A 20,699-nucleotide genomic window follows, 5' to 3' on the forward strand; every position below is an offset into this window, starting at 1 on the left:
GGAGTGCGTGGTAGGGCCGTGCATATCGTGATCATGGGCTGCGGCCGAGTAGGGTCCCAACTCGCCCAGACCCTGGAACAGCAGGGCCACACGGTCGCCGTGGTGGACCAGGACCCCACGGCCTTCCGCCGTCTGGGCTCCGGCTTCGGCGGTCGGCGTGTCACCGGGGTCGGGTTCGACCAGGACACCTTGCGTGAGGCCGGCATCGAGGAGGCGGGCGCGTTCGCCGCCGTCTCCAGTGGCGACAACTCCAACATCATCGCGGCCCGGGTGGCGCGCGAGATGTTCGGCATCGAGAACGTGGCGGCGCGCATCTACGACCCGCGGCGCGCGGAGGTCTACCAGCGGCTCGGCATCCCGACGGTCGCCACGGTCCGCTGGACCGCCGACCAGATGCTGCGCCGTCTGCTGCCGTCCGGCGCGGAGCCGCTGTGGCGCGACCCGACGGGCGGTGTGCAGCTCGCGGAGGTGCACGCGGCGCCGTCCTGGGTGGGCCAGCGGATCAGCCGGCTCCAGGAGGAGACCGGGGTGCGAGTGGCGTTCCTCACCCGGCTCGGCGAGGCGATCCTGCCGACGTCGCAGACGGTGTTGCAGGAGGGCGACCTCGTGCACGTGATGATGCGCACGGACGACGTGGACAAGGTCGAGGCGGCGTTCGCCGAGGGACCCGATGAGGAGAGCGGTCACTGATGAGGGTCGCCATTGCCGGTGCCGGTGCCGTCGGCCGCTCGATCGCGGGCGAGCTGCTGGAGAACGGGCACGAGGTTCTGCTGATCGACAAGGCGCCGACGGCCATCTCGGTCGAGCGGGTGCCGCAGGCGGAGTGGCTGCTGGCCGACGCCTGTGAGATCACGTCCTTGGACGAGGCGGCGTTGCAGCGCTGCAACGTGGTCATCGCGGCCACGGGCGACGACAAGGTGAACCTCGTCGTCTCGCTGCTCGCCAAGACGGAGTACGGGGTTCCGCGTGTCGTCGCGCGCGTGAACAACCCGAAGAACGAGTGGCTGTTCAACGAGTCGTGGGGCGTCGATGTCGCCGTCTCGACGCCGCGCCTGATGTCGGCGCTGGTCGAGGAGGCGGTGAGCGTCGGCGATCTGGTCCGGCTGCTGCGCTTCAGCCACGGTGACGCGAACCTCGTGGAGCTGACGCTCCCGCCGGAGTCGGCGCTCGCCGGCACGCGCGTGGGTGACGTGCAGTGGCCGGAGGACACGTCCCTGGTGACGATCATCCGCGGTACGCGGGTGCTCGCGCCGAGCCAGGAGGACTCGCTGGAGGCGGGCGACGAGCTGCTGTTCGTCGCCGCGCAGGCCCGCGAGGAGCAGCTGGAGGACCTCCTGTCGGTGCGCCGCGCGGACGCGTGAGCGACACCGCGAGGACGGTCGCCTGAGGCAGTACGTACGAAGGTGGGCCCGAGCATCGGATGCTCGGGCCCACCTTCATGTCGTACGGGCTCGTGGGGAGCCCTGGGCGGTGCCCCTCGCCGGCGCTGTGCGGGCCGGCGAGGTCAGCTCTCGCGGCGGTGGCGCGGACCGGCCCCCGCGGCGCCCTCGTGCCGTGCGGCGGGCTCCTCGGCGGCGGCCTCCTTCGCGGCTGCGGCTTCCTTGGCGGCCGCCTCCTCCGCCTCCATCTCGGCGAACACGTCGATCGGCGCGGGCGCCTTCGCCAGGAAGACCCACGTCAGCCAGACGGCCAGCAGGAACGGCGGGATCTTCAGGGCGATGAGCACCCAGCCGAACTGGGTGGTGTCGCCCCACCAGTACAGCGGGAAGAGGACCGCGCACTTGGCGAGCAGGATGAGCCCCCAGGCCCAACTGGCTTTCGCGTACGCCTTCTTGCGGCCCGGGTTACGTGTACGCCATGACAGGTTCTCCTTGAAGACCGGGCCGAGGATCAACCCGATCAAGGGAACGCCGGCGAGCGTCGTGATGATGTAGGCGAGCGCGAGGCCCAGCGTGTACAGCATGCCGGGCAGATAGAAGTCCTTGGCGTTGCCGGTCATCATGGCGAAGACGACACCGAAGGCGACGCCGAAGGCACCGCTGAAGGCGTGCTTGACGGTGTCCTTCATGACCAGGCGCACGACGACCAGGACCAGCGACACCGCGAGGGCCGCGATGGCCGACATGTGCAGGTCTTTGTTGATCGTGAAGATGGTCACGAAGAGGAGGCCGGGCACGACGGTCTCCACCATGCCCCGCACGCCACCGAAGGCTTCGAAGAGCGCCGCCTCGGTCACCGCCTTGGAATCGGCGGAGTCGGATGCGACTCCGGGTTCGCGGTCGGTCGGCTTGTCGAGGGACGTCACCGGCTACTCCCGTCCGAGCGGTCTGAGTTCGTACTTCGGGTTGAAGAGCACCCTACGGCCCCGGCTCATCGAGATCCGGCCCGATGCGATCAGCTTGCGGCCCGGTTCGATCCCCACGATGGAGCGCCTGCCGAGCCACACCACGTCGAGGGCGGCCGAACCGTCGAACAACTCGGCCTCCAGGGCCGGGACTCCGGCGCGTGGCCGCAGGGTGACCGTGCGCAACGTACCAGTTACGGTGACTATCTGTCGGTCGTGGCAGTCACCGATGCGGGTGCAGCCCGTGGTCTCCGAGTCCTCGCGCAGCTCCTCCGACTCCAGGTCCTCCTGGGACGTCGACAGGCGGTCGAGCATGCGCCGGAACCGGCCCGCAGGCTTCTCGGACGTCCTGTCGGAACGTGGAACAGCGCTCATGCAAGAAGCGTACCCGGGGTGGCGGGTGCGAACGCGGGGGCTACTTCTCGAACCGGTATCCCATTCCGGGCTCGGTGATGAAGTGCCGCGGGTGGGACGGGTCGGTCTCCAGTTTGCGCCGCAATTGCGCCATGTAGACGCGCAGGTAGTTGGTCTCGGTGCCGTAGGAGGGCCCCCAGACCTCCTGGAGGAGCTGCTTCTGGCTGACGAGGCGGCCCGTGTGGCGCACGAGGACTTCCAGCAGATGCCACTCGGTGGGCGTCAGGCGTACGTCACGGCCCTCGCGGTGGACCTTCTTGGCGGCCATGTCGACGGTGAAGTTCGCGGTCTCCACGATGCCCTCGTCCTCGCCTCCCCCGGTGGGCTCGGCACGGCGTACGGCGGCGCGCAGCCGCGCGAGCAGTTCGTCCATGCCGAAGGGCTTGGTGACGTAGTCGTCGGCTCCCGCGTCGAGCGCCTCGACCTTCTCGTCGGAGGAGTGCCGGGCGGACAGGACGAGGATCGGCACGCGGGTCCAGCCACGCAGCCCCTTGATCACCTCGACGCCGTCCATGTCGGGCAGGCCGAGGTCGAGGACGACGACGTCGGGGTGGCGGGCGGCGGCGAGCTGGAGGGCCTGGGCGCCGTCGGCGGCGGCGTCGACCTCGTACTTGCGCGCCTTGAGGTTGATGACGAGGGCGCGGACGATCTGGGGTTCGTCATCGACCACGAGCACCCGGGTCATGCGGGCCTGCCTCTCTGCGTGCGTGCTGTCGGGGCGACCTCTGGTGCGGTCGTCGCGGTGGGGGTGCGGGCGGCGGCCCGCAGGGTGAGGACCATGGTCAGTCCGCCGCCGGGGGTGTCCTCGGCGGTCAGGGTGCCACCCATGGCCTCGACGAAGCCGCGGGCGACGGCGAGGCCGAGGCCCACGCCGGTGCCCCGCGGTGCGTCACCGTAGCGCTGGAAGGGGGCGAAGATGCGGTCTTTGGCCTCGTCGGGGACGCCGGGGCCGCGGTCGGCCACGCGCAGTTCCACACGGTCGCCGTGGGTGCTGGCGGAGACCAGGACAGGTTGATCGGGTGGACTGTACTTGACGGCGTTCTCGACGATGTTGGCGACGGCGCGTTCGAGCAGGCCCTTGTCCACATTGACCATGGGCAGGGTCTCGGGGACGTCGAGGCCGACGCTGCGCTCGGGGTCGGGCACGCCGACGAGGGCGAGGGGGACGACCTCGTCGAGGTCGATCTCGCGCATCAGGGGGGCCACGGTGCCGGTCTGGAGGCGGGACATGTCGAGGAGGTTGCCGACGAGGTGGTCGAGGCGGTCCGCGCCCTCCTCGATCCCGGCGAGCAGTTCGGCCTGGTCCTCGGGCGACCAGTCGACGTCCTCGGAGCGCAGCGAGGTCACGGACGCCTTGATGCCGGCGAGCGGGGTGCGCAGGTCGTGGCTGACGGCGGCGAGGAGGGCGGTGCGGATGCGGTTGCCCTCGGCGAGGGCGCGGGCGCGGTCGGCCTCGGAGCGCAGCCGCTGGCGGTCGAGGACGACGGCGGCCTGGGCGGCGAACGCGGCGAGGACGCGGCGGTCCTCGGCGGGCAGGACGCGCCCCGCCAAGGCGAGCGCCATGTGGTCGCCCACGGGCATGTCGACGTCGGCCTCGTCGGGCCGGGCGAGCAGACGCGGGCCGACGCTGCCGGCGCAGGTCCAGGGCGCGGTGTCGCTCTCCCGTTCCAGAAGGGCGACGGAGTCCATGGCGAAGGTCTCCCGTACGCGTTCCAGGAGGGCTTCGAGGCTGGTCTCGCCGCGCAGGACGCTGCCGGCGAGGAAGGAGAGGATCTCGGACTCGGCGCGCAGCCGGGCGGCCTGGTGGGTCCTGCGCGCGGCGAGGTCCACGACGGACGCGACGGAGACCGCGACGCCGACGAAGATCACGATGGCGACGATGTTCTTGGGGTCGGCGACGGTGAACAGGTGCTGGGGCGGCGTGAAGAAGTAGTTCAGGAGCAGGGAGCCGAAGGCGGCGGAGGCGAGCGCGGGCAGGAGCCCGCCGACCAGGGCGGCGGCGACGGTCAGCGACAGGAACAACAGCATGTCGTTGGCGAGGCCGAGATCGCTGTGGACGTGGATGAGGATCAGCGCGAGCAGCGCGGGCCCTGCGACGCCGATGAGCCAGCCCCACAGGATGCGGGAGCGGCCGAGGCGGGCGCCGCGCGCGACGGGCAGGCCGCGCCCCTTGGCGGCCTCCTCGTGGGTGACGATGTGGACGTCGAGGTCGGGGCCCGACTCGCGGGCGACGGTGGTCCCGACACCGGGTCCGAGGACGTACTGCCAGGTCTTGCGGCGGGAGGAGCCGAGGACGACCTGGGTGGCGTTGACGCCGCGGGCGAATTCGAGGAGGGCGGAGGGGATGTCGTCGCCGACGACGTGGTGGAACGTTCCGCCGAGGTCTTCGACGAGGGTCCGCTGGACGGTCAGCTCCTTCGGCGAGGCCGCGGTCAGTCCGTCGCTGCGGGCGATGTAGACGGCCATGACCTCGCCGCCCGCGCCCTTCTCGGCGAGGCGGGCGGCGCGCCGGATGAGGGTACGGCCCTCGGGCCCGCCGGAGAGCCCTACGACGATGCGCTCGCGGGCCTGCCAGGTGGTGCGGATGTTGTGCTCGCCCCGGTACTGCTGGAGGTAGGCGTCGGCGCGGTCGGCGACCCACAGCAGGGCGAGTTCGCGCAGCGCGGTGAGGTTGCCGGGGCGGAAGTAGTTGGAGAGGGCGGCGTCGACCTTGTCGGGCTTGTAGATGTTGCCGTGGGCCATGCGGCGGCGCAGAGCCTCGGGCGACATGTCGACAAGCTCTATCTGGTCGGCCCGGCGCACGACCTCGTCCGGGATCGTCTCGCGTTGACGTACACCAGTGATCGAATCAACCACGTCGCCGAGTGACTCAAGATGCTGGATGTTGACGGTCGAGATGACGTCGATGCCGGCGGCGAGCATTTCCTCGACGTCCTGCCAGCGCTTGGCGTTGCGGGAGCCGGGGACGTTGGTGTGGGCCAGTTCGTCGACGAGGGCGACGGCGGGCGCGCGCTGGAGGACCGCGTCGACGTCCATCTCCTGGAAGGCGCTGTCCCGGTGGACGAGGTCTTTACGGGGGATCTGTTCCAGGCCGCTGAGCATGACCTCGGTGCGGGGCCGGCCGTGATGTTCGGCGTAGGCGACGACACAGTCGGTGCCCCGCTCGACGCGGCGGTGCGCCTCGGCGAGCATCGCGTACGTCTTGCCGACGCCTGGTGCCGCACCCAGGTAGATCCGGAGCTTGCCGCGTCCCATGGCCTCATGTCTTTCCGTCGCCGCTTCACGCAGCGTCGACCTTACGGCCAGCAATTGTCGCAAATGGGACGGACGGCTGCCGGGGGCGACGGCTTTGACGTAACCCTGATGCGGCACGCGCGCGGGGTGGGACGGGGGGCCGGGCGCGGGGCGGGGCGCGGGGCGGGCCGCATCAGTGCTGGACGATCTCGCCGTCGCTGAGTTCGAGGACCCGGTCGGCGAGGCTGAGGAGCGTGGCGTCGTGGGTGGCGACGAGGGCGGTGACGTTCTCGCTGCGGACGACGGCGCGCAGCAGCTGCATGACGGCGAGGCCGGTCTCCGCGTCGAGCTGGCCGGTGGGCTCGTCGGCGATGAGCAGGGCGGGGCGGTTGGCGAGGGCGCGGGCGATGGCGACGCGCTGCTGCTGGCCGCCGGAGAGTTCGCCGGGGCGCTGTTCGGCGTGACCGTCGAGGCCGACGAGGGAGAGCAGCAGCTCGACACGCTCCTCGCGCTCGCGCGCGGGGGCCCGGCGCAGACGCAGCGGGACGCCGACGTTCTCGGCGGCGGTCAGGATGGGGATGAGGCCGAACGACTGGAAGATGAAGCCGATGCGGTCGCGGCGCAGTTCGAGCAGGCCGTTCTCGTCGAGGCCGGCGAGGTCGCGGCCGTCGACGACGATCTGCCCGGAGTCGGGCTCGTCGAGGCCGCCGACGAGGTTGAGCAGGGTCGTCTTGCCGGAACCGGAGCGGCCCTTGAGGGCGACGAGTTCGCCGCGCGGCACCTCGAAGGAGACGCCGCGCAGGGCGTGCACGGCGGCTGCGCCGGTGCCGTACGAGCGCCGCAGGTCCCGTACGACGACCATCGGGCCCTGCCCGTCCTGAGCGAGGACGGCCGTCCCCGCCTCGGTGCTCTCGCTCATCCGCCCACTCCCCCGCGCCCGCCCCTTGCCGACCGGCGCCAGTATGTACTGCGCCCCGGACCCGGGCAATGCCCGGCGCCTCCGGTGGGGACTGCTCCCCGGTACGGGCGCCTTCCGCACGGGGCTACGAGCCTCCGCCCCGGCGCCCGGCCCGCCGCCACCCCAGCCACCCGCCCCTGGCTGCCCCCACCCGGCACCCCGTAGCCCACGGCTCCCGGCTCCCGGCTCCCGGCTCCCGGCTCCCGGCTCCCGGCTCCCGGCTCCCGGCTCCCGGCTCCCGGCGGCACTCCCACAGCCCCGCACACATAGCTCCCGCGGCTCGCCGGAGCACGCCAGCCCCCAGGCAAAACGAACGCCGCGCGCCCCGGAGGGACACGCGGCGTTCAGGTACGTACAGCCGAGCGGCGCGGAGAGCGTCAGCGGACCTCGGTGATCTCCGGGCCGCGGGCGAGCTGGCCCATGCCGCCGGAGAAGCGGGAGCCCTCCTGCGGTTCCTGGGCGGCGGCCCCCTCGGCGACCATCTGCGCGTCGTCGGGGAGCTTCAGGACGATCGGGTCGCGCGGAGCCATCGGGCCCTCGCCGCGGACGACGACCGTGTCGCGGAAGATCTGCTCCAGCAGCCCCGCGGCCTGCGGCTGCACCGCGCCCTGGCCGGAGATGACACCGCGCAGGAACCAGCGCGGGCCGTCCACGCCGACGAAGCGCACGACCTGGAAGCCGCCCGTGCCGTCGGGAAGCTGGACGGGCACCTGGGCGCGCAGCTCCCAGCCGAGCGGGCCCTCGACCTCGTCGATCACACCACCCTGCTGGGTGATGCCGGAGGCGATCTCCTCGCGGACCTCGCCCCAGATGCCCTCCTTCTTGGGGGCGGCGAAGCCCTGGAGCTGGATGGCGCTGTCCTGGAGGACGACGGTGGCCGCGACGATCGCGTCGCCCGCGACCTCCACGCGCAGCTCCATGCCCTCGACACCGGGGACGAAGAGTCCGCCGAGGTCGACGCGGCCCTCGCCGGGCTCGCGCACCTCGGAGACGTCCCAGGGACCGTCAGGGCGCGGCTCCGGCTCAAGGCGCACGCGCTCCGACCCGCCGTCGGCGTCCGCGTCGGCACTGTCGACGGCGTCGACGACCTGCTCGGCCTCGCCCGCCGCGTCCTCGGCGGCGCCGTTCTTCTTGCGACGTCCGAACACGTCACTGTCCTTCCCGGTCGGATACGACCGAAGCGTATCGATTCCCACCCTTTTGACCGTCCGTCCCCTCGGCGACGGCACCCACACAGGCATGCCCGCCGGTGGACCCGAAGCCCCCCTCGGCCCGCGCCGAATCGGGAAGCTCCGCGACCTCTTGGAAGCGGACCTTCTCGACCTGCTGGACGACCAGTTGGGCAATCCGGTCGAAGCGCTCGAACCGCACGCGCTCGCGCGGGTCGAGATTCACCACGATCACCTTGATCTCCCCACGGTACCCGGCATCCACCGTCCCTGGGGCATTCACCAGGGCGACACCGCAGCGCGCTGCGAGACCGGATCGTGGGTGCACGAAGGCCGCGTACCCCTCGGGGAGCGCGACAGACACCCCGGTCGGCAGGACGGCCCGCTCGCCGGGGGCCAGCTCGCACGCCTCGGTGGTGCGCAGATCGGCGCCCGCGTCGCCGGGGTGGGCGTACGCGGGCAGGGGCACGTCGGGGTCGACGCGCCGGATGAGCACATCAAGCGTCACGGGTTCACCTCGAAGGCACGGGCTCGCCGGACCTGGTCCGGGTCGCTCATGGCCGCCTGGATCTCCTCCTGGCGGCCGTTGTCGATGAAGTGGTCGACCTTGACCTCGATGAAGAGGGCGTCGGCGCGCACGGCGACGGGCCCTTCAGGGCCGCCGATGCGGCCGGTCGCGGTCGAGTAGATCTTGCGTCCCGCGGTGGCGGTGATCTCGGCGGACAGATGCAGCACGGTGCCCACGGGCACGGGCCGCACGTAGTCGGTCTCCAGGCGGCCGGTCACGGCGATCGTCTGGATCAGCCAGTTCAGCGAGCCGAGCGTCTCGTCGAGCGCGGTGGCCAGCAGGCCGCCGTGCGCGAGGCCGGGAGCGCCCTGGTGCTCGGGCCGGACGGTGAACTCGGCGACGACGTTCACGCCCTCGCCGGCGCGCGCCTCCAGATGCAGGCCGTGCGGCTGCTCTCCGCCGCAGCCGAAACAGTGCCCGTAGTGCGCGCCGAGAAGCTCGCCGGGAGCGGGAGCGTCGGGGTGCCGCACGGGCGGTATGGCGTCGGCGGGGGGCGTCAGAGCTGCTGAAGTACCACTCACAGGCGCAGACCTTACCCGCGCGCCCTGTGCCCGCACGCATCGTGCCAAGCTTGTCTCCATGGAGCACTCGACGACGCCGTACGAAGAACGCCTCACCGCGCCCCGTTCGTGGTGGCTCGTCACACTCCTGGTCGGTATCGCCTGCGGCCTGATCGCGCTGCCCTTCGGCACGCTCGCCCTGCTCGGCGGGTTCGTCGGCGGTCTTCTGGTCGCCGCGGTGATCACCAGCTCCTACGGCTCGGCACGCGTGCGCGTGGTGGCCGGTTCGCTGGTGGCGGGCGACGCGCGCATCCCGCTGTCCGCGCTGGGGAGCGTGGAGATCCTGGACGCCGAGGAGGCGCGCGCCTGGCGCACGTACAAGTCGGACCCGCGCGCCTTCATGCTGCTGCGCAGTTACGTACCGACCGCGGTCCGCGCGGAGATCGTCGACCCGGCGGACCCGACGCCGTACGTGTATGTGTCGACCCGCGAGCCCGAGGCGCTGGCGAAGGCCCTGCGGGGCGCGGCGACCGGCACCCCGTCCGACACGACGGCAGGCCCCTCGTCCGACACGTCGCCCGGCACCTCGTCCGACGCGACGCTCTAGCGCTCCGCGTCATGGCGCCCCTCGGCGTGCGGCGGGGCGTCTCTCTACGTGCGGCGGGGCACCCCTCTGCGCGTACGCGGGACGCGGCCGGCCTCAGTCCTCGATCTCCAGGGCGTCCGCGGGCCGCTCCAGGGGCGGCAGGGCGGTCAGCTCGTCCCAGGGCACCTGCATGCGGCGCAGGTCCTTCCTGACGCGCTCGGCGAGCTTCTTGGTGTCCCTGCGGTTCATGACCGCGCCCACGGCGGCGCCGACCATGAACGGGGTGAGGCTCGGCAGGTTGCGCACCATGCGCTTCATGATCTGCTGGCGCAGCTCGCGCTTCATCTGGCCGCCGAGCGCCGCGTTGACCGTGAGGGGCTTGGTGACCTCGATGCCGCGCTCCTGCGTCCAGGACGTCAGATAGGCGGTGCTGCGGTCCTTGAGGTTGCCCGCGGGCCGTACGCCGTAGACCTCGTGCAGTTCGGCGATGAGCTTCAGCTCGACGGCGGCGACGCCGGTGATCTCGGCGGCGAGTTCGGTCGGCATGGCGGGCGGCACGGGCAGCATGGCGGCGGCGCCGACTCCGGCGCCTACGGCGGAGGAGGCGTGGGCCGCGCCGCCGACGAGCTTGTCGGCGAGCTGTTCGGGGCCGAGGCCGGGGAACTGTTTGCGCAGGGTCGCCAGGTCGCGTACGGGTACGCGCGGGGCCATGTCGATGACGCGGTCGGCGAGGTAGCCGATGCCGGCCTTCGCGGCGGCACCGCCCTTGACCATGCCGGTGCGCGCGACGGTCCCGCTCTTGCGGACGCCGCTCTTGACGGCGCCCATGCGGCGCCTCGCCGGGGCCGCGGTGGGATCGGAGGCGAGCTGAGGCGCGCCGGCCGCGTCGCCGTCGTGAGCGGCCACGACGCCGGCTGCCGTCGCTTCGCCCGTGGTGTCGGGTCCGCCCGCCGGTTCGAGCGAGGCTGCTCCAGGTGCGGAAGAGCCTCGCTCGTCGTCACGCGCGGCCCGCTCGGGGCCTTGCACCGCTTCCCGGTCCTGCTTCTTCCGGGTACGGCGCTTCCAGGGCGGGGTCGAGCCAGTCATGCCCGACCCTGCCTCAGTCGCAGTCGCGGCAGATCGGCTGCCCGTTCTTCTCCCGCGCGAGCTGGCTGCGGTGGTGCACCAGGAAGCAGCTCATGCAGGTGAACTCGTCCTGCTGCTTGGGCAGGACACGAACGGCCAGCTCCTCGTTCGAGAGGTCGGCGCCCGGAAGCTCCAGCCCCTCGGCCGCCTCGAACTCGTCCACGTCGACGTTCGACGCGGACTTGTCGTTCCGCCGGGACTTCAGTTCTTCGATGCTGTCCTCGTTGAGGTCGTCATCGGTCTTGCGTGGGGTGTCGTAATCCGTTGCCATGTCGCTCTCCCCCTCTGGGTGTATGCGGTGTCTCAGCGCACGTAACGCATGAGAGGCCGGACTTGTGCCCGACCTGAGGCGGAGATTTTGCCTCACATCAAGGTCTGTTACTCAATCGACACCCAACCGGACTCCGCAGGAGTGATCGGCTTGGGTGGCGAACCGGACCGTACACGGTCCTCTTGTCGCACTGCACGGGCGCCACCCCGTGTACTTCCCGTGATCAAGGCGCCCGAAAACCCGGATTTTCCCGGCTTTCCGGCGGTCATGGCGATCACAGAGAGTGGAAGGCACGGAAATCGCCCATGTGATCGATCACACACGGGCCTCCCGGGTTCAGGTCCCGAAAATTCCGCTAAAAGCGAACTCCGTCAGCGCGTCGGCGGAAGCATGTCAGATCCGCACGCCACGTGCACCTCGAAACCTTCTGCCGCCTGTCCTTCTGCTCCGGAGGACAGGCGCTAGATGGGCAGGGTCACCCGCATCACGAGCCCACCCCCCTCGCGCGGCTGAGCTGCGATCCGGCCGCCATGGGCGCGCGCGACGGACCGGGCGATGGACAGGCCGAGCCCCACACCCTTGTCGCTGCCGGTGCGCTCGGTGCGCAGCCTGCGGAACGGCTCGAAGAGGTTGTCGATCTCGTACGCGGGGACCACCGGCCCGGTGTTGGCGACCACGAGGACCGCCTGCCCGTGCTGTGCCTCGGTGTCGACCTGGACCCAGCCGTCCTCCGGCACGTTGTACCGGATCGCGTTCTGCACGAGGTTCAGCGCGATGCGCTCCAGGAGTACGCCGTTTCCCTGGACGACCGCCTCCTTGCGCTCCCCGCGGATCTCGACGCCCTTCTCCTCGGCCTCCGTACGGGCCTGGTCGATGGCCTGCGAGGCGACCTCGGCGAGGTCCACGGGTTTGCGCTCGACGATCTGGTTGTCGCTGCGGGCGAGCAGCAGCAGGCCCTCGACGAGCTGCTCGCTGCGCTCGTTGGTGGCGAGCAGGGTCTTGCCGAGCTGCTGGAGCTCGACCGGCGCGCCCGGATCGGAGAGATGGACCTCCAGCAGGGTGCGGTTGATCGCCAGGGGGGTGCGCAGCTCGTGCGACGCGTTGCCCACGAAGCGCTGCTGCGCCGTGAACGCCCGCTCCAGGCGGTCCAGCATCTCGTCGAAGGTGTCGGACAGCTCCTTGAGCTCGTCGTCCGGGCCGTCCAGCTCGATCCGCCGGGACAGGTCCGTGCCGGCCACGCGGCGGGCGGTACGGGTGATGCGGCCGAGCGGCGACAGCACGCGGCCGGCCATCGCGTACCCGAAGGCGAACGCGATGATGGCGAGGCCGAGCAGGGCCATCAGGGAGCGGCTGAGCAGGACGTCGAGGGCGTGCTGGCGCTGCTGGTTCACACAGTCGCTCAGGACGCTGTTCAGCTCGCTGGCGGGGACGGCCGTGTTGTCCGGGATGTTGCACACACTGCTGGAGACGCGGCCGACGACGATCTTGAACGGCAGCTCGCTGCCCACGTTCAGGGCCTGGGCCGCCAGCAGGTAGATGATCGACAGCAGCAGGATGCCGGCGATGAGGAACATGCCGCCATAGAGCAGCGTGAGCCTTATGCGGATCGTGGGGCGCAGCCAGGGGAACGGCGGTTCGACCTTGGTGCCGGGCTTCCAGGTGGGCTTCGGGGGCGCCGTGGGGGGCGCGGGAGCGGCTGGCATGGAGGGATCAGATCCGGTAGCCGGAGCCGGGGACCGTGACGATGACGGCGGGCTCACCGAGCTTGCGCCGCAGGGTCATGACAGTGACGCGGACGACATTGGTGAACGGGTCGGTGTTCTCGTCCCACGCCTTCTCCAGCAGCTGCTCGGCGGAGACGACCGCGCCCTCGCTGCGCAGCAGGACTTCGAGGACGGCGAACTCCTTGGGCGCGAGCTGGATCTCCTTGCCGTCGCGGAAGACCTCGCGGCGGTTGGGGTCGAGCTTGATGCCGGCGCGCTCCAGGACGGGCGGCAGCGGCACGCTCGTACGGCGGCCGAGGGCGCGGACGCGGGCGGTCAGCTCGCTGAACGCGAAGGGCTTGGGCAGGTAGTCGTCGGCGCCCAGCTCCAGGCCCTCCACGCGGTCGCTGACGTCGCCGGAGGCGGTCAGCATCAGGATGCGCGTCGGCATGCCCAGCTCGACGATCTTGCGGGCGACGTCGTCGCCGTGCACGAGCGGCAGGTCGCGGTCGAGGACGACCACGTCGTAGTCGTTGACGCCGATGCGCTCCAGGGCGGCCGCACCGTCGTACACGACGTCGACGGCCATGGCCTCCCGGCGCAGTCCGGTGGCCACCGCATCGGCGAGCAGTTGCTCGTCCTCGACGACGAGTACGCGCACGTCGCTTGTCCTTCCTCTGGTCGCCCGCGGGCAGCGCTTCGGCGCGCGCGGGCGAGTCCGGTCATGGGGTGTGGCCCTCCATCCTGCCCCTTTCGGCCATAAACCGGCTGTAAGACGGCCTGCGGGCCGGGGAATGCCGGACTTTCCGGCGGGGTTGAGGTTTCCGCGGAAGGGAGCGGGGGGAGGACGGCTTTACACCCGCGATCACGCTTTGTATGTGGCATGCCACGAGCTGCTTGTCCAGGGCGGCTCGAGACGTGATCGCCCCTTCCACCGGGCACACCCCCGTGCCATCGACCCACGACCCAGGACGAGGGGGCGCAACCATGGACGCATTCACCGCAGGACTTCTGCAGCGCATAAAGGCGGCCGAGTCCGACCTGACGCGGGCGCGCGAGACCGGCGACGACTTCCTTGCCGAGGTCGAGCAGGGCGAGTTGGACGACCTGCGCCGCCTTGCCGCCGAGCACGGCGTCGAGGTCCACGCCGCGCACGCCTGACCGGTCCGCACGCTCGACCGGCCCCACCCGCCTGACCGGTAGCACCTCCGACCGGCCGCGCACGTCTCATCGCACCACGGGAGAGCCCCGGCGCCTGTTCGATCCAGGCGGGCGCCGGGGCTCTCTCGTGTCCGCGTGCTGCCGCGCGCGCGGAGCGGGCTCAGTCGTGCCAGGCGCCCAGGTCCTCCAGGCGGCTCTGCAGCTCCTCGAAGAGGCCGGGCGGGGCGGCGACGGCCAGCTCGGGCGACAGGGGCAGGCCGGGGCGGCCGCCGGTCAGGGCGCCGGCCTCGCGGGCGATGAGGTCGCCGGCGGCGAAGTCCCAGGGGTTCAGGCCGCGTTCGTAGTACGCGTCGAGGCGGCCGAGGGCGACGTCGCACAGGTCGATGGCGGCCGAGCCGCCGCGCCGGATGTCCCGCACCTGCGGGATCAACTGCCGCACGACGTCGGCCTGCCGGGCGCGGCGGCTCTCCAGGTAGCCGAAGCCGGTACCGACGAGGGCCTGGGCGAAGGGCGGCGCCACGCGCGCGTGGGCGGGTGTGTCGTCGACGTGGGCGCCCTGGCCGAGGACCGCGCGGTACGTCTCGCCGCGCATGGGGGCGGCGACGACGCCGACAAGCGTCACGCCGTCCTTGCGGGCCGCGATGGACACGGACCAGTCGGGGCGCCCGTACAGGTAATTGACCGTGCCGTCGATGGGGTCGATGACCCACTCGACGCCGCTGGTGCCCTCGGAGGCGGCGCCTTCCTCACCGAGGACACCGTCGTCGGGCCTGCGGTCGGCCAGGTAGCCCGTGATCAGCTTCTCGGACGCGATGTCCATCTCGGTGACGACGTCGACGGCGCTGGTCTTGGTGGCGGCGACGCCGAGGTCGGCGGGGCGGGCGTCCCGCAGGAAGGCGCCCGCGCGGGCCGCGGCCTCCAGGGCGACGTCGAGCAGTTCGGCCTTGAGGACGTCGGAGGCGTCAAGGGCGTCGGGCGCGGAGGAGGCCGCGCTCTGGTTCACATCGTCGGTCACGGTGTCGTCCTCACGCGTACGGGCTGTCGGCGCCCGCGGCGGCGGGCTTGGGCGTACGGGCCGGGCAGCAGCCGACCGGGCACAGGTCGTGGCTTGCGCCGAGCGCGCCGAGGGCGCAGGGCGCGACGTCGCTGCCGCGCTCGCTCGCGGCGCGCTCCAGGACCAGGTCCCGTACGGCGGCGGCGAAGCGCGGGTCGGCGCCGACGGTGGCGGAGCGGCGGACGGGCAGGCCCAGCTCGGCCGCCTTGGCGGTGGCCTCGGTGTCGAGGTCGTACAGGACCTCCATGTGGTCCGAGACGAACCCGATGGGGGCCATGACGACGGCCGGGACGCCCGCGGCGTGGCGCTCCTCCAGGTGGTCGCAGATGTCGGGCTCCAGCCACGGGATGTGCGGGGCGCCGGAGCGCGACTGGTAGACGAGCTGCCAGGGGTGCTCGACGCCGGTCTCCTCGCGGACGGCGTCGGCGATCGTCCGCGCCACGTCGAGGTGCTGGCGCACGTACGCGCCGCCGTCGCCGTGGTCCTCCACGGGGCCGGAGGTGTCGGCGGCCGCGGTCGGGATGGAGTGCGTGGTGAACGCGATGTGGGCGCTGTCGCGTACGTCCTCGGGCAGCTCGGCCAGCGACTTCAGGACGCCGTCGATCATGGGGCGCACGAAACCGGGGTGGTTGAAGTAGTGCCGCAGCTTGTCGACGACGGGCACGTCGAGGCCCTCGGCCTCCAGCGCGGCGAGGGAGTCCGCGAGGTTCTCGCGGTATTGGCGGCAGCCCGAGTAGGAGGCGTACGCGCTGGTGGCGAGGACGAGGACGCGGCGGTGCCCCGCGGTGACCATCTCGCGCAGGGTGTCGGTCAGATAGGGCGCCCAGTTGCGGTTGCCCCAGTGGACCGGCAGGTCGAGGCCGTGGTCGGCGAAGTCCTTGCGCAGGGCGTCCAGGAGCGCTCTGTTCTGCTCGTTGATCGGGCTGACGCCGCCGAACTGGAAGTAGTGCTGCCCGACCTCTTTGAGCCGTTCCTTGGGGATGCCGCGCCCCCGCGTCACGTTCTCCAGGAACGGGACGACGTCGTCGGGGCCCTCGGGGCCGCCGAAGGAGAGCAGCAGCAGGGCGTCGTAGGGGCGGGCATCGGGCGTGACAGCGTGCGCTTCTGGCATGCCTTCGATCCTGCCACCCGCCACTGACAGGCGGAAAACCGCCATGCCAGGGGCTCATGACACGCGTAAGCTGTATCAGCTGTACCCCCGAATCAACCCTTACGCCTGGCCTGACCGGAGTTCCGTTGCCCAGCCCCTACCGCGCCATTTTCGCCCTGCCCGGCACCAAGAGCTTCTCGGTCGCCGGGTTCCTGGGCCGGATGCCCCTGTCGATGATGGGCATCGGGATCGTCACGATGGTCTCGCAGCTCACCGGCCGCTACGGGCTCGCGGGCGCCCTGTCGGCGACGGTCGCGCTGTCGGCGGCGGTGATCGGACCGCAGATCTCGCGGCTGGTCGACCAGTTCGGGCAGCGGCGGGTGCTGCGCCCGGCGACGCTGGTCTCGCTCACCGCGGTGACCGCGATGCTGCTGTGCGCGAAGTACGAGACACCGGACTGGTCGCTGTTCGCGTGCGCCGCGTTCATCGGCTGCGTACCGAGCGTGGGCTCGATGATCCGCGCGCGCTGGGCCGTGCTGTACGGGGGCGCTCCGCGCCAGTTGCACACGGCGTACTCGTTCGAGTCCGTCATCGACGAGGTCTGCTTCATCTTCGGGCCGATCATCTCCATCGGGCTGTCCACCGCCTGGTTCCCGGAGGCGGGGCCGCTGCTCGCGGGCTGCTTCCTCGCGGTCGGCGTGTTCTGGCTGACCGCGCAGCGGGCCACGGAGCCGGCGCCGCACCCGCGCGCGCAGCACGGCGGCGGTTCGGCGCTCCGCGCGCGCGGGTTGCAGGTTCTGGTGGCCACGTTCGCCGCCACGGGCGCGATCTTCGGGTCGGTGGACGTGGTGACCGTCGCGTTCGCGGAGGACCAGGGCCACAAGTCGTGGGCGAGCGTGGTGCTCGCGGTGTACGCGGCGGGCTCCTGTGTCGCGGGCGCGGTGTTCGGGCTGCTGCACTTCAAGGGGGCGCCCGCCCGCCGGTGGCTGGTGGGTGTCGTCACGATGGCCGTGAGTATGATCCCCCTCCAACTGGTCGGGAACCTGCCGTTTCTGGCCGTGGCGCTCTTCGTTGCGGGCCTGTCCATCGCGCCGACGATGATCACGACGATGGCCCTCGTCGAGCAGCACGTACCACGCGCGAAGCTGACCGAGGGCATGACCTGGGTGAGCACCGGCCTGGCGGTCGGCGTCGCGCTCGGTTCCTCCGTGGCCGGCTGGGTGATCGACGCCTACGGTGCGAGGGCCGGGTACGGGGTGCCGGTCGTCTCCGGCGCCGTCGCGGTCCTGGTCGGGTTCCTCGGCTACCGCCGGCTGAAGCGGCCGGTTCCGCAGCGGGGAGGAACAACCCATGAGCACGGCGCAGACGGGCAGCACGAAGAGCAGCGAAGCGTGGCGTAACTGGGCGGGGAACGTCGTCTCCCGGCCCGCGCGCGAGGTGACGCCCGCGTCGGTCGAGGAACTGACGGCGGCGGTGCGCAAGGCGGCCGAGGACGGCCTGACCGTGAAGGCGGTCGGCAGTGGCCACTCGTTCACGGCGGCGGCGGCCACCGACGGTGTGTTGATACGCCCTCAACTGTTGACGGGCATCCGCAGCATCGACCGGGAGAACCACACGGTCACGGTCGAGGCCGGCACTCCGCTCAAGAGGCTCAACCTGGCTCTGGCCCGCGAGGGCCTGTCGCTCACGAACATGGGCGACATCATGGAGCAGACGGTCTCCGGGGCGACCAGCACCGGCACGCACGGCACGGGCCGCGACTCGGCGTCCATCGCCGCGCAGATCAGGGGCCTGGAGCTGGTGACGGCGAGCGGTGAGCTGCTGACCTGTTCCGAGCAGGAGAACCCGGAGGTCTTCGCCGCCGCGCGGATCGGGCTCGGCGCGCTCGGCATCGTCACGGCGATCACGTTCGCCGTGGAGCCGATCTTCCTGTTGACGGCCCGCGAGGAGCCGATGGCGTTCGACCGGGTGCTCGCCGACTTCGACGAGCTGTACGCGGAGAACGAGCACTTCGAGTTCTACTGGTTCCCGCACACCGGCAACTGCAACACCAAGCGCAACAACCGCAGCGCGGGCCCCGAGGCGCCGGTGTCGCGGCTCAGCGGCATCTGGGAGGACGAGATCCTCTCCAACGGCCTGTTCCAGGTGGTGAACTCGCTGGGCCGGGCGGTGCCCTCCACGATCCCGACGATCGCCAAGGTCTCCAGCAAGGCCCTGTCGGCACGGACGTACACCGACATTCCGTACAAGGTCTTCACGTCCCCGCGCCGGGTGCGCTTCGTGGAGATGGAGTACGCGATTCCGCGTGAGGCGCTGGCGGACACGCTGCGCGAGCTGAAGGCGATGGTGGAGCGGTCGAACCTGCGGATCAGCTTCCCCGTGGAGGTCCGCACGGCCCCGGCCGACGACATCACCCTGTCCACGGCGTCCGGCCGGGACAGCGCCTACATCGCGGTCCACATGTACAAGGGCACGCCGTACCAGCGCTACTTCACGGCCGCCGAGCAGATCTTCACCGCGCACGAGGGGCGCCCCCACTGGGGCAAGATGCACACGCGCGACGCGGAGTACTTCGCGCGCGCGTACCCGCGCTTCGCGGAGTTCACGGCGCTGCGTGACCGCCTGGACCCGGACCGCAGGTTCGCCAACGCCTACCTGCGCCGGGTCCTCGGCGACTGACCTGGGGGCCTGGCCCGAGGGGCAGCCCCCGGGCCCCGGCTCACTGCGCCGGGGACTGCCGGCCGGCGTCGCCGGTGGCCGCGCCCTCGTCGGCGCCCGTGCCGGAGCCCGCGCTCTGGGAGGGGGTCGGGGTGGGCGTCGGGGCCGGAGTCGTACCGCCGTCGCCCTTGTCGGTCCCGGAGCCGTCGCCGTTGTCGCCCGAGCCGGTGTCGGTGCCGGGGCTGCGGTCCGAGCCCGTGCCGTTGCCCGTGCCGTCACCGGTCCCGGAGCCCGTGCCGTTCCCGCCGTTGCGGTCGGGGGTGGCCGCGGGGCCGGTGCCGCCGTCGCTGCCGGGGGTCGCGCCGCCGCCGTCCATGGGGGCGCCGGTGCCGTCCGTGGGCGACTGGGAGGTACCGGGGGCGGGAGTGTGGCGGCCGGACGAGGAGCCGCCCCGGAACGCGTCACGCAGGGTCGTGCTCTTGTCGTCGCCGCTGAAGCTGTGGCCGGAGGCCACTTCGTAGACGGTGATGCCGCCCATGGTGATGCCGAAGACGACGGCCGCGGCGATCAGCGGCCGCTTCCAGCTCTTGACGCGGGACCGGTGCACGGTTCCCTCGGTGAACTCCTCGTCGCCCGGCAGCGGTACGCCGGCACCCTCGGCGGGGTCCAGCGGGCGCAGCGCGCGGGTGGCCTGGTCGGCCGGGACGCCGGTCTCGTCGGTCACCGCGCCCGCGCCCGCGCGAAGGACGCGGGTGCGGTCGGCGCCGGTCGTCCCCGCGGCACCGAGGCGGCGGGTGCTTCCGGTGTCGCCGGCCGCGACGGTGCCGAGCAGCCGGGTCCGCTCGGGGTCCAGAGGCAGGGCACCCAGGAACTGCGTCTTCTGCGGATCGGGGACATCGGAGGGGCTGCCGGCACCGGAGTCGCCCGTGGTGTTCGAGATGCCGGAGGTGCCGGTAGGCCCTGCGGCGCCCGACGTGCCGGTGATGCCTGAGGTGTTCAGCATCTGGGTCGCGTCGGTGTCCCCGGTAACGGGCGAGCCGGCCCCCGTCGTGTCCAGGAGGCGGGTCTCCTCGGCGTCGGCCGTCTCCCCCGCGCCCGGCAGCGGCAGGCGGCCGGTCTCGTCGGGCAGCAGATCGGCGACGGCGCCCGTGTCGAGGAAGCGCGTGGTCGCGTCGGCCCCGGACTGCCGCGCGGGCAGCGCGCTCGCGGCGCCTACGCCGGTGTCGCTATCGGCCCCGCCGGGGTTGCCCCACGTCGTGGTGGTGGGCAGCGCGTCGAGCCCGGGGCGGGCGAGGGGCGGGCGGTCGCCGGTGACCATGGCCTTGGTGGCGTCCATGGAGGCGTCGGAACGGAAGGTGCGCGGCACGGGCCGGCCCTCCGCCGTGACGGGCACCTGGCGCGCCTTCGGCTTGGTCTGCACGGCGACGTCACGTATCTGCTCGCCGGTGCGCTTGAAGAAGTGCTGGAAGACCGTGCCGCCGCAGGTGGCGAGGGCGCTCACCACACCGGCGCCGAGAATCGTCCCGTAGACGCCGAAGCTGGAGGCGAGCTTCGCGGCCACGACGGCGGCGACGGCACTGCCAGCCACCTGAGGAACGCTCAGATCCAGCCGCTTCTTCTCCTTGGCCTCTCCCTGGTCGCCTGCGGAGTTCTCCGGCTTATCGCCCATCTCCGGACCTTGCCTGCCTTTCTCGACGTCCACTACCAAAGCTCTTGAATCACAGTGAAGTTCTCGAGGCTACGTGAACTTCTCCTGTCACACGAGAAAGGACGTACGACTGTAGTTCGTAGTTCCGGATCTGGAGATTCCGTGAAGCACGCCACGTGGACCACCCACGGAACCAGCACTGTTCCCCCGATGGCG

21 protein-coding genes are annotated in these 20,699 nt (G+C 71.7%); 6 read left to right on the forward strand and 15 right to left on the reverse strand.

Features of this window, described 5'->3' with window-relative positions; genetic code table 11:
- Window positions 1–18 precede the first annotated feature (18 nt).
- Both ACZ7LY_RS01665 and ACZ7LY_RS01670 read left to right on the forward strand, forming a co-directional pair.
- The gene (locus ACZ7LY_RS01665) at window positions 19–690 is read left to right on the forward strand and encodes a potassium channel family protein (RefSeq protein ID WP_471622459.1); all 672 of its coding nucleotides are present in this window, start codon (window positions 19–21) and stop codon (window positions 688–690) included.
- A complete protein-coding gene (locus tag ACZ7LY_RS01670) occupies window positions 690–1,361 on the forward strand; it encodes a potassium channel family protein (protein WP_471622460.1) in 672 nt (223 codons plus the stop codon). Before ACZ7LY_RS01665 ends, ACZ7LY_RS01670 begins: the two co-directional genes overlap by 1 nt.
- A 143-nt stretch (window positions 1,362–1,504) precedes the next feature.
- Here the strand turns inward: ACZ7LY_RS01670 and ACZ7LY_RS01675 are convergent, their stop codons facing one another.
- The 8 genes from ACZ7LY_RS01675 to ACZ7LY_RS01710 all read right to left on the reverse strand — a co-directional run bounded on the left by ACZ7LY_RS01675 (window position 1,505) and on the right by ACZ7LY_RS01710 (window position 9,208).
- Entirely contained in the window at window positions 1,505–2,305 is an 801-nt protein-coding gene (locus tag ACZ7LY_RS01675) for a DUF3159 domain-containing protein (protein WP_471622461.1), read from the reverse strand.
- Window positions 2,306–2,308: 3 nt separating this feature from the next.
- Entirely contained in the window at window positions 2,309–2,719 is a 411-nt protein-coding gene (locus tag ACZ7LY_RS01680) for an OB-fold nucleic acid binding domain-containing protein (protein WP_471622462.1), read from the reverse strand.
- A 40-nt stretch (window positions 2,720–2,759) separates the two neighbouring features.
- Window positions 2,760–3,443, reverse strand: coding sequence for a response regulator (locus ACZ7LY_RS01685; RefSeq protein WP_471622463.1), 684 nt, complete (start codon window positions 3,441–3,443; stop codon window positions 2,760–2,762).
- Window positions 3,440–6,013 carry an ATP-binding protein gene (locus ACZ7LY_RS01690; RefSeq protein ID WP_471622464.1) on the reverse strand — a complete coding sequence of 858 codons (2,574 nt, stop codon included), beginning with the start codon at window positions 6,011–6,013 and terminating at the stop codon, window positions 3,440–3,442. The genes ACZ7LY_RS01685 and ACZ7LY_RS01690 overlap by 4 nt, the downstream gene beginning before the upstream one ends.
- A 172-nt stretch (window positions 6,014–6,185) precedes the next feature.
- A complete protein-coding gene (locus ACZ7LY_RS01695) occupies window positions 6,186–6,911 on the reverse strand; it encodes an ABC transporter ATP-binding protein (protein ID WP_471622465.1) in 726 nt (241 codons plus the stop codon).
- A gap of 416 nt (window positions 6,912–7,327) precedes the next feature.
- The gene (locus ACZ7LY_RS01700; protein WP_471622466.1) at window positions 7,328–8,098 is read right to left on the reverse strand and encodes a DUF3710 domain-containing protein; all 771 of its coding nucleotides are present in this window, start codon (window positions 8,096–8,098) and stop codon (window positions 7,328–7,330) included.
- Between the two features lies 1 nt (window position 8,099).
- A complete protein-coding gene (dut, locus tag ACZ7LY_RS01705) occupies window positions 8,100–8,627 on the reverse strand; it encodes a dUTP diphosphatase (RefSeq protein WP_471622467.1) in 528 nt (175 codons plus the stop codon).
- A complete protein-coding gene (locus ACZ7LY_RS01710) occupies window positions 8,624–9,208 on the reverse strand; it encodes a PaaI family thioesterase (protein ID WP_471622468.1) in 585 nt (194 codons plus the stop codon). The genes dut and ACZ7LY_RS01710 overlap by 4 nt, the downstream gene beginning before the upstream one ends.
- Before the next feature lie 58 nt (window positions 9,209–9,266).
- On the opposite strand from ACZ7LY_RS01710, the gene ACZ7LY_RS01715 reads away from it, so the two are divergent.
- Entirely contained in the window at window positions 9,267–9,794 is a 528-nt protein-coding gene (locus ACZ7LY_RS01715) for a DUF3093 domain-containing protein (protein WP_471622469.1), read from the forward strand.
- 93 nt (window positions 9,795–9,887) lie between these two features.
- On the opposite strand, the gene ACZ7LY_RS01720 is transcribed toward ACZ7LY_RS01715, so the two are convergent.
- The 4 genes from ACZ7LY_RS01720 to ACZ7LY_RS01735 form a co-directional block, all read right to left on the reverse strand.
- Complete coding sequence (locus ACZ7LY_RS01720; RefSeq protein ID WP_471622470.1) at window positions 9,888–10,859, reverse strand: hypothetical protein; 972 nt, start codon at window positions 10,857–10,859, stop codon at window positions 9,888–9,890.
- A gap of 13 nt (window positions 10,860–10,872) precedes the next feature.
- Entirely contained in the window at window positions 10,873–11,169 is a 297-nt protein-coding gene (locus ACZ7LY_RS01725; RefSeq protein ID WP_018535993.1) for a DUF4193 domain-containing protein, read from the reverse strand.
- A gap of 461 nt (window positions 11,170–11,630) precedes the next feature.
- A complete protein-coding gene (locus tag ACZ7LY_RS01730; RefSeq protein WP_471622471.1) occupies window positions 11,631–12,872 on the reverse strand; it encodes a sensor histidine kinase in 1,242 nt (413 codons plus the stop codon).
- A gap of 7 nt (window positions 12,873–12,879) precedes the next feature.
- A complete protein-coding gene (locus tag ACZ7LY_RS01735) occupies window positions 12,880–13,533 on the reverse strand; it encodes a response regulator transcription factor (RefSeq protein ID WP_018535991.1) in 654 nt (217 codons plus the stop codon).
- 326 nt (window positions 13,534–13,859) lie between these two features.
- Between ACZ7LY_RS01735 and ACZ7LY_RS01740 the strand changes: the two genes are divergently transcribed.
- The gene (locus ACZ7LY_RS01740) at window positions 13,860–14,033 is read left to right on the forward strand and encodes a hypothetical protein (RefSeq protein WP_471622472.1); all 174 of its coding nucleotides are present in this window, start codon (window positions 13,860–13,862) and stop codon (window positions 14,031–14,033) included.
- Window positions 14,034–14,193: 160 nt separating this feature from the next.
- On the opposite strand, the gene ACZ7LY_RS01745 is transcribed toward ACZ7LY_RS01740, so the two are convergent.
- Both ACZ7LY_RS01745 and ACZ7LY_RS01750 read right to left on the reverse strand, forming a co-directional pair.
- A complete protein-coding gene (locus ACZ7LY_RS01745; protein ID WP_471622623.1) occupies window positions 14,194–14,970 on the reverse strand; it encodes an inositol monophosphatase family protein in 777 nt (258 codons plus the stop codon).
- Window positions 14,971–15,058: 88 nt separating this feature from the next.
- Window positions 15,059–16,198: a ferrochelatase gene (locus tag ACZ7LY_RS01750; RefSeq protein WP_471622473.1), complete on the reverse strand. Its 1,140-nt coding sequence runs from the start codon at window positions 16,196–16,198 to the stop codon at window positions 15,059–15,061.
- A 125-nt stretch (window positions 16,199–16,323) separates the two neighbouring features.
- On the opposite strand from ACZ7LY_RS01750, the gene ACZ7LY_RS01755 reads away from it, so the two are divergent.
- Complete coding sequence (locus ACZ7LY_RS01755) at window positions 16,324–17,577, forward strand: MFS transporter (protein ID WP_471622474.1); 1,254 nt, start codon at window positions 16,324–16,326, stop codon at window positions 17,575–17,577.
- On the forward strand, window positions 17,528–18,856 hold the full coding sequence (locus tag ACZ7LY_RS01760; RefSeq protein WP_471622475.1) for a D-arabinono-1,4-lactone oxidase: 1,329 nt from the start codon (window positions 17,528–17,530) through the stop codon (window positions 18,854–18,856). Before ACZ7LY_RS01755 ends, ACZ7LY_RS01760 begins: the two co-directional genes overlap by 50 nt.
- A 40-nt stretch (window positions 18,857–18,896) precedes the next feature.
- On the opposite strand, the gene ACZ7LY_RS01765 is transcribed toward ACZ7LY_RS01760, so the two are convergent.
- Window positions 18,897–20,504 carry a hypothetical protein gene (locus ACZ7LY_RS01765; protein WP_471622476.1) on the reverse strand — a complete coding sequence of 536 codons (1,608 nt, stop codon included), beginning with the start codon at window positions 20,502–20,504 and terminating at the stop codon, window positions 18,897–18,899.
- Between the last annotated feature and the right edge of the window lie 195 nt (window positions 20,505–20,699).

The organism is Streptomyces sp. NPDC107550, from assembly GCF_055639095.1.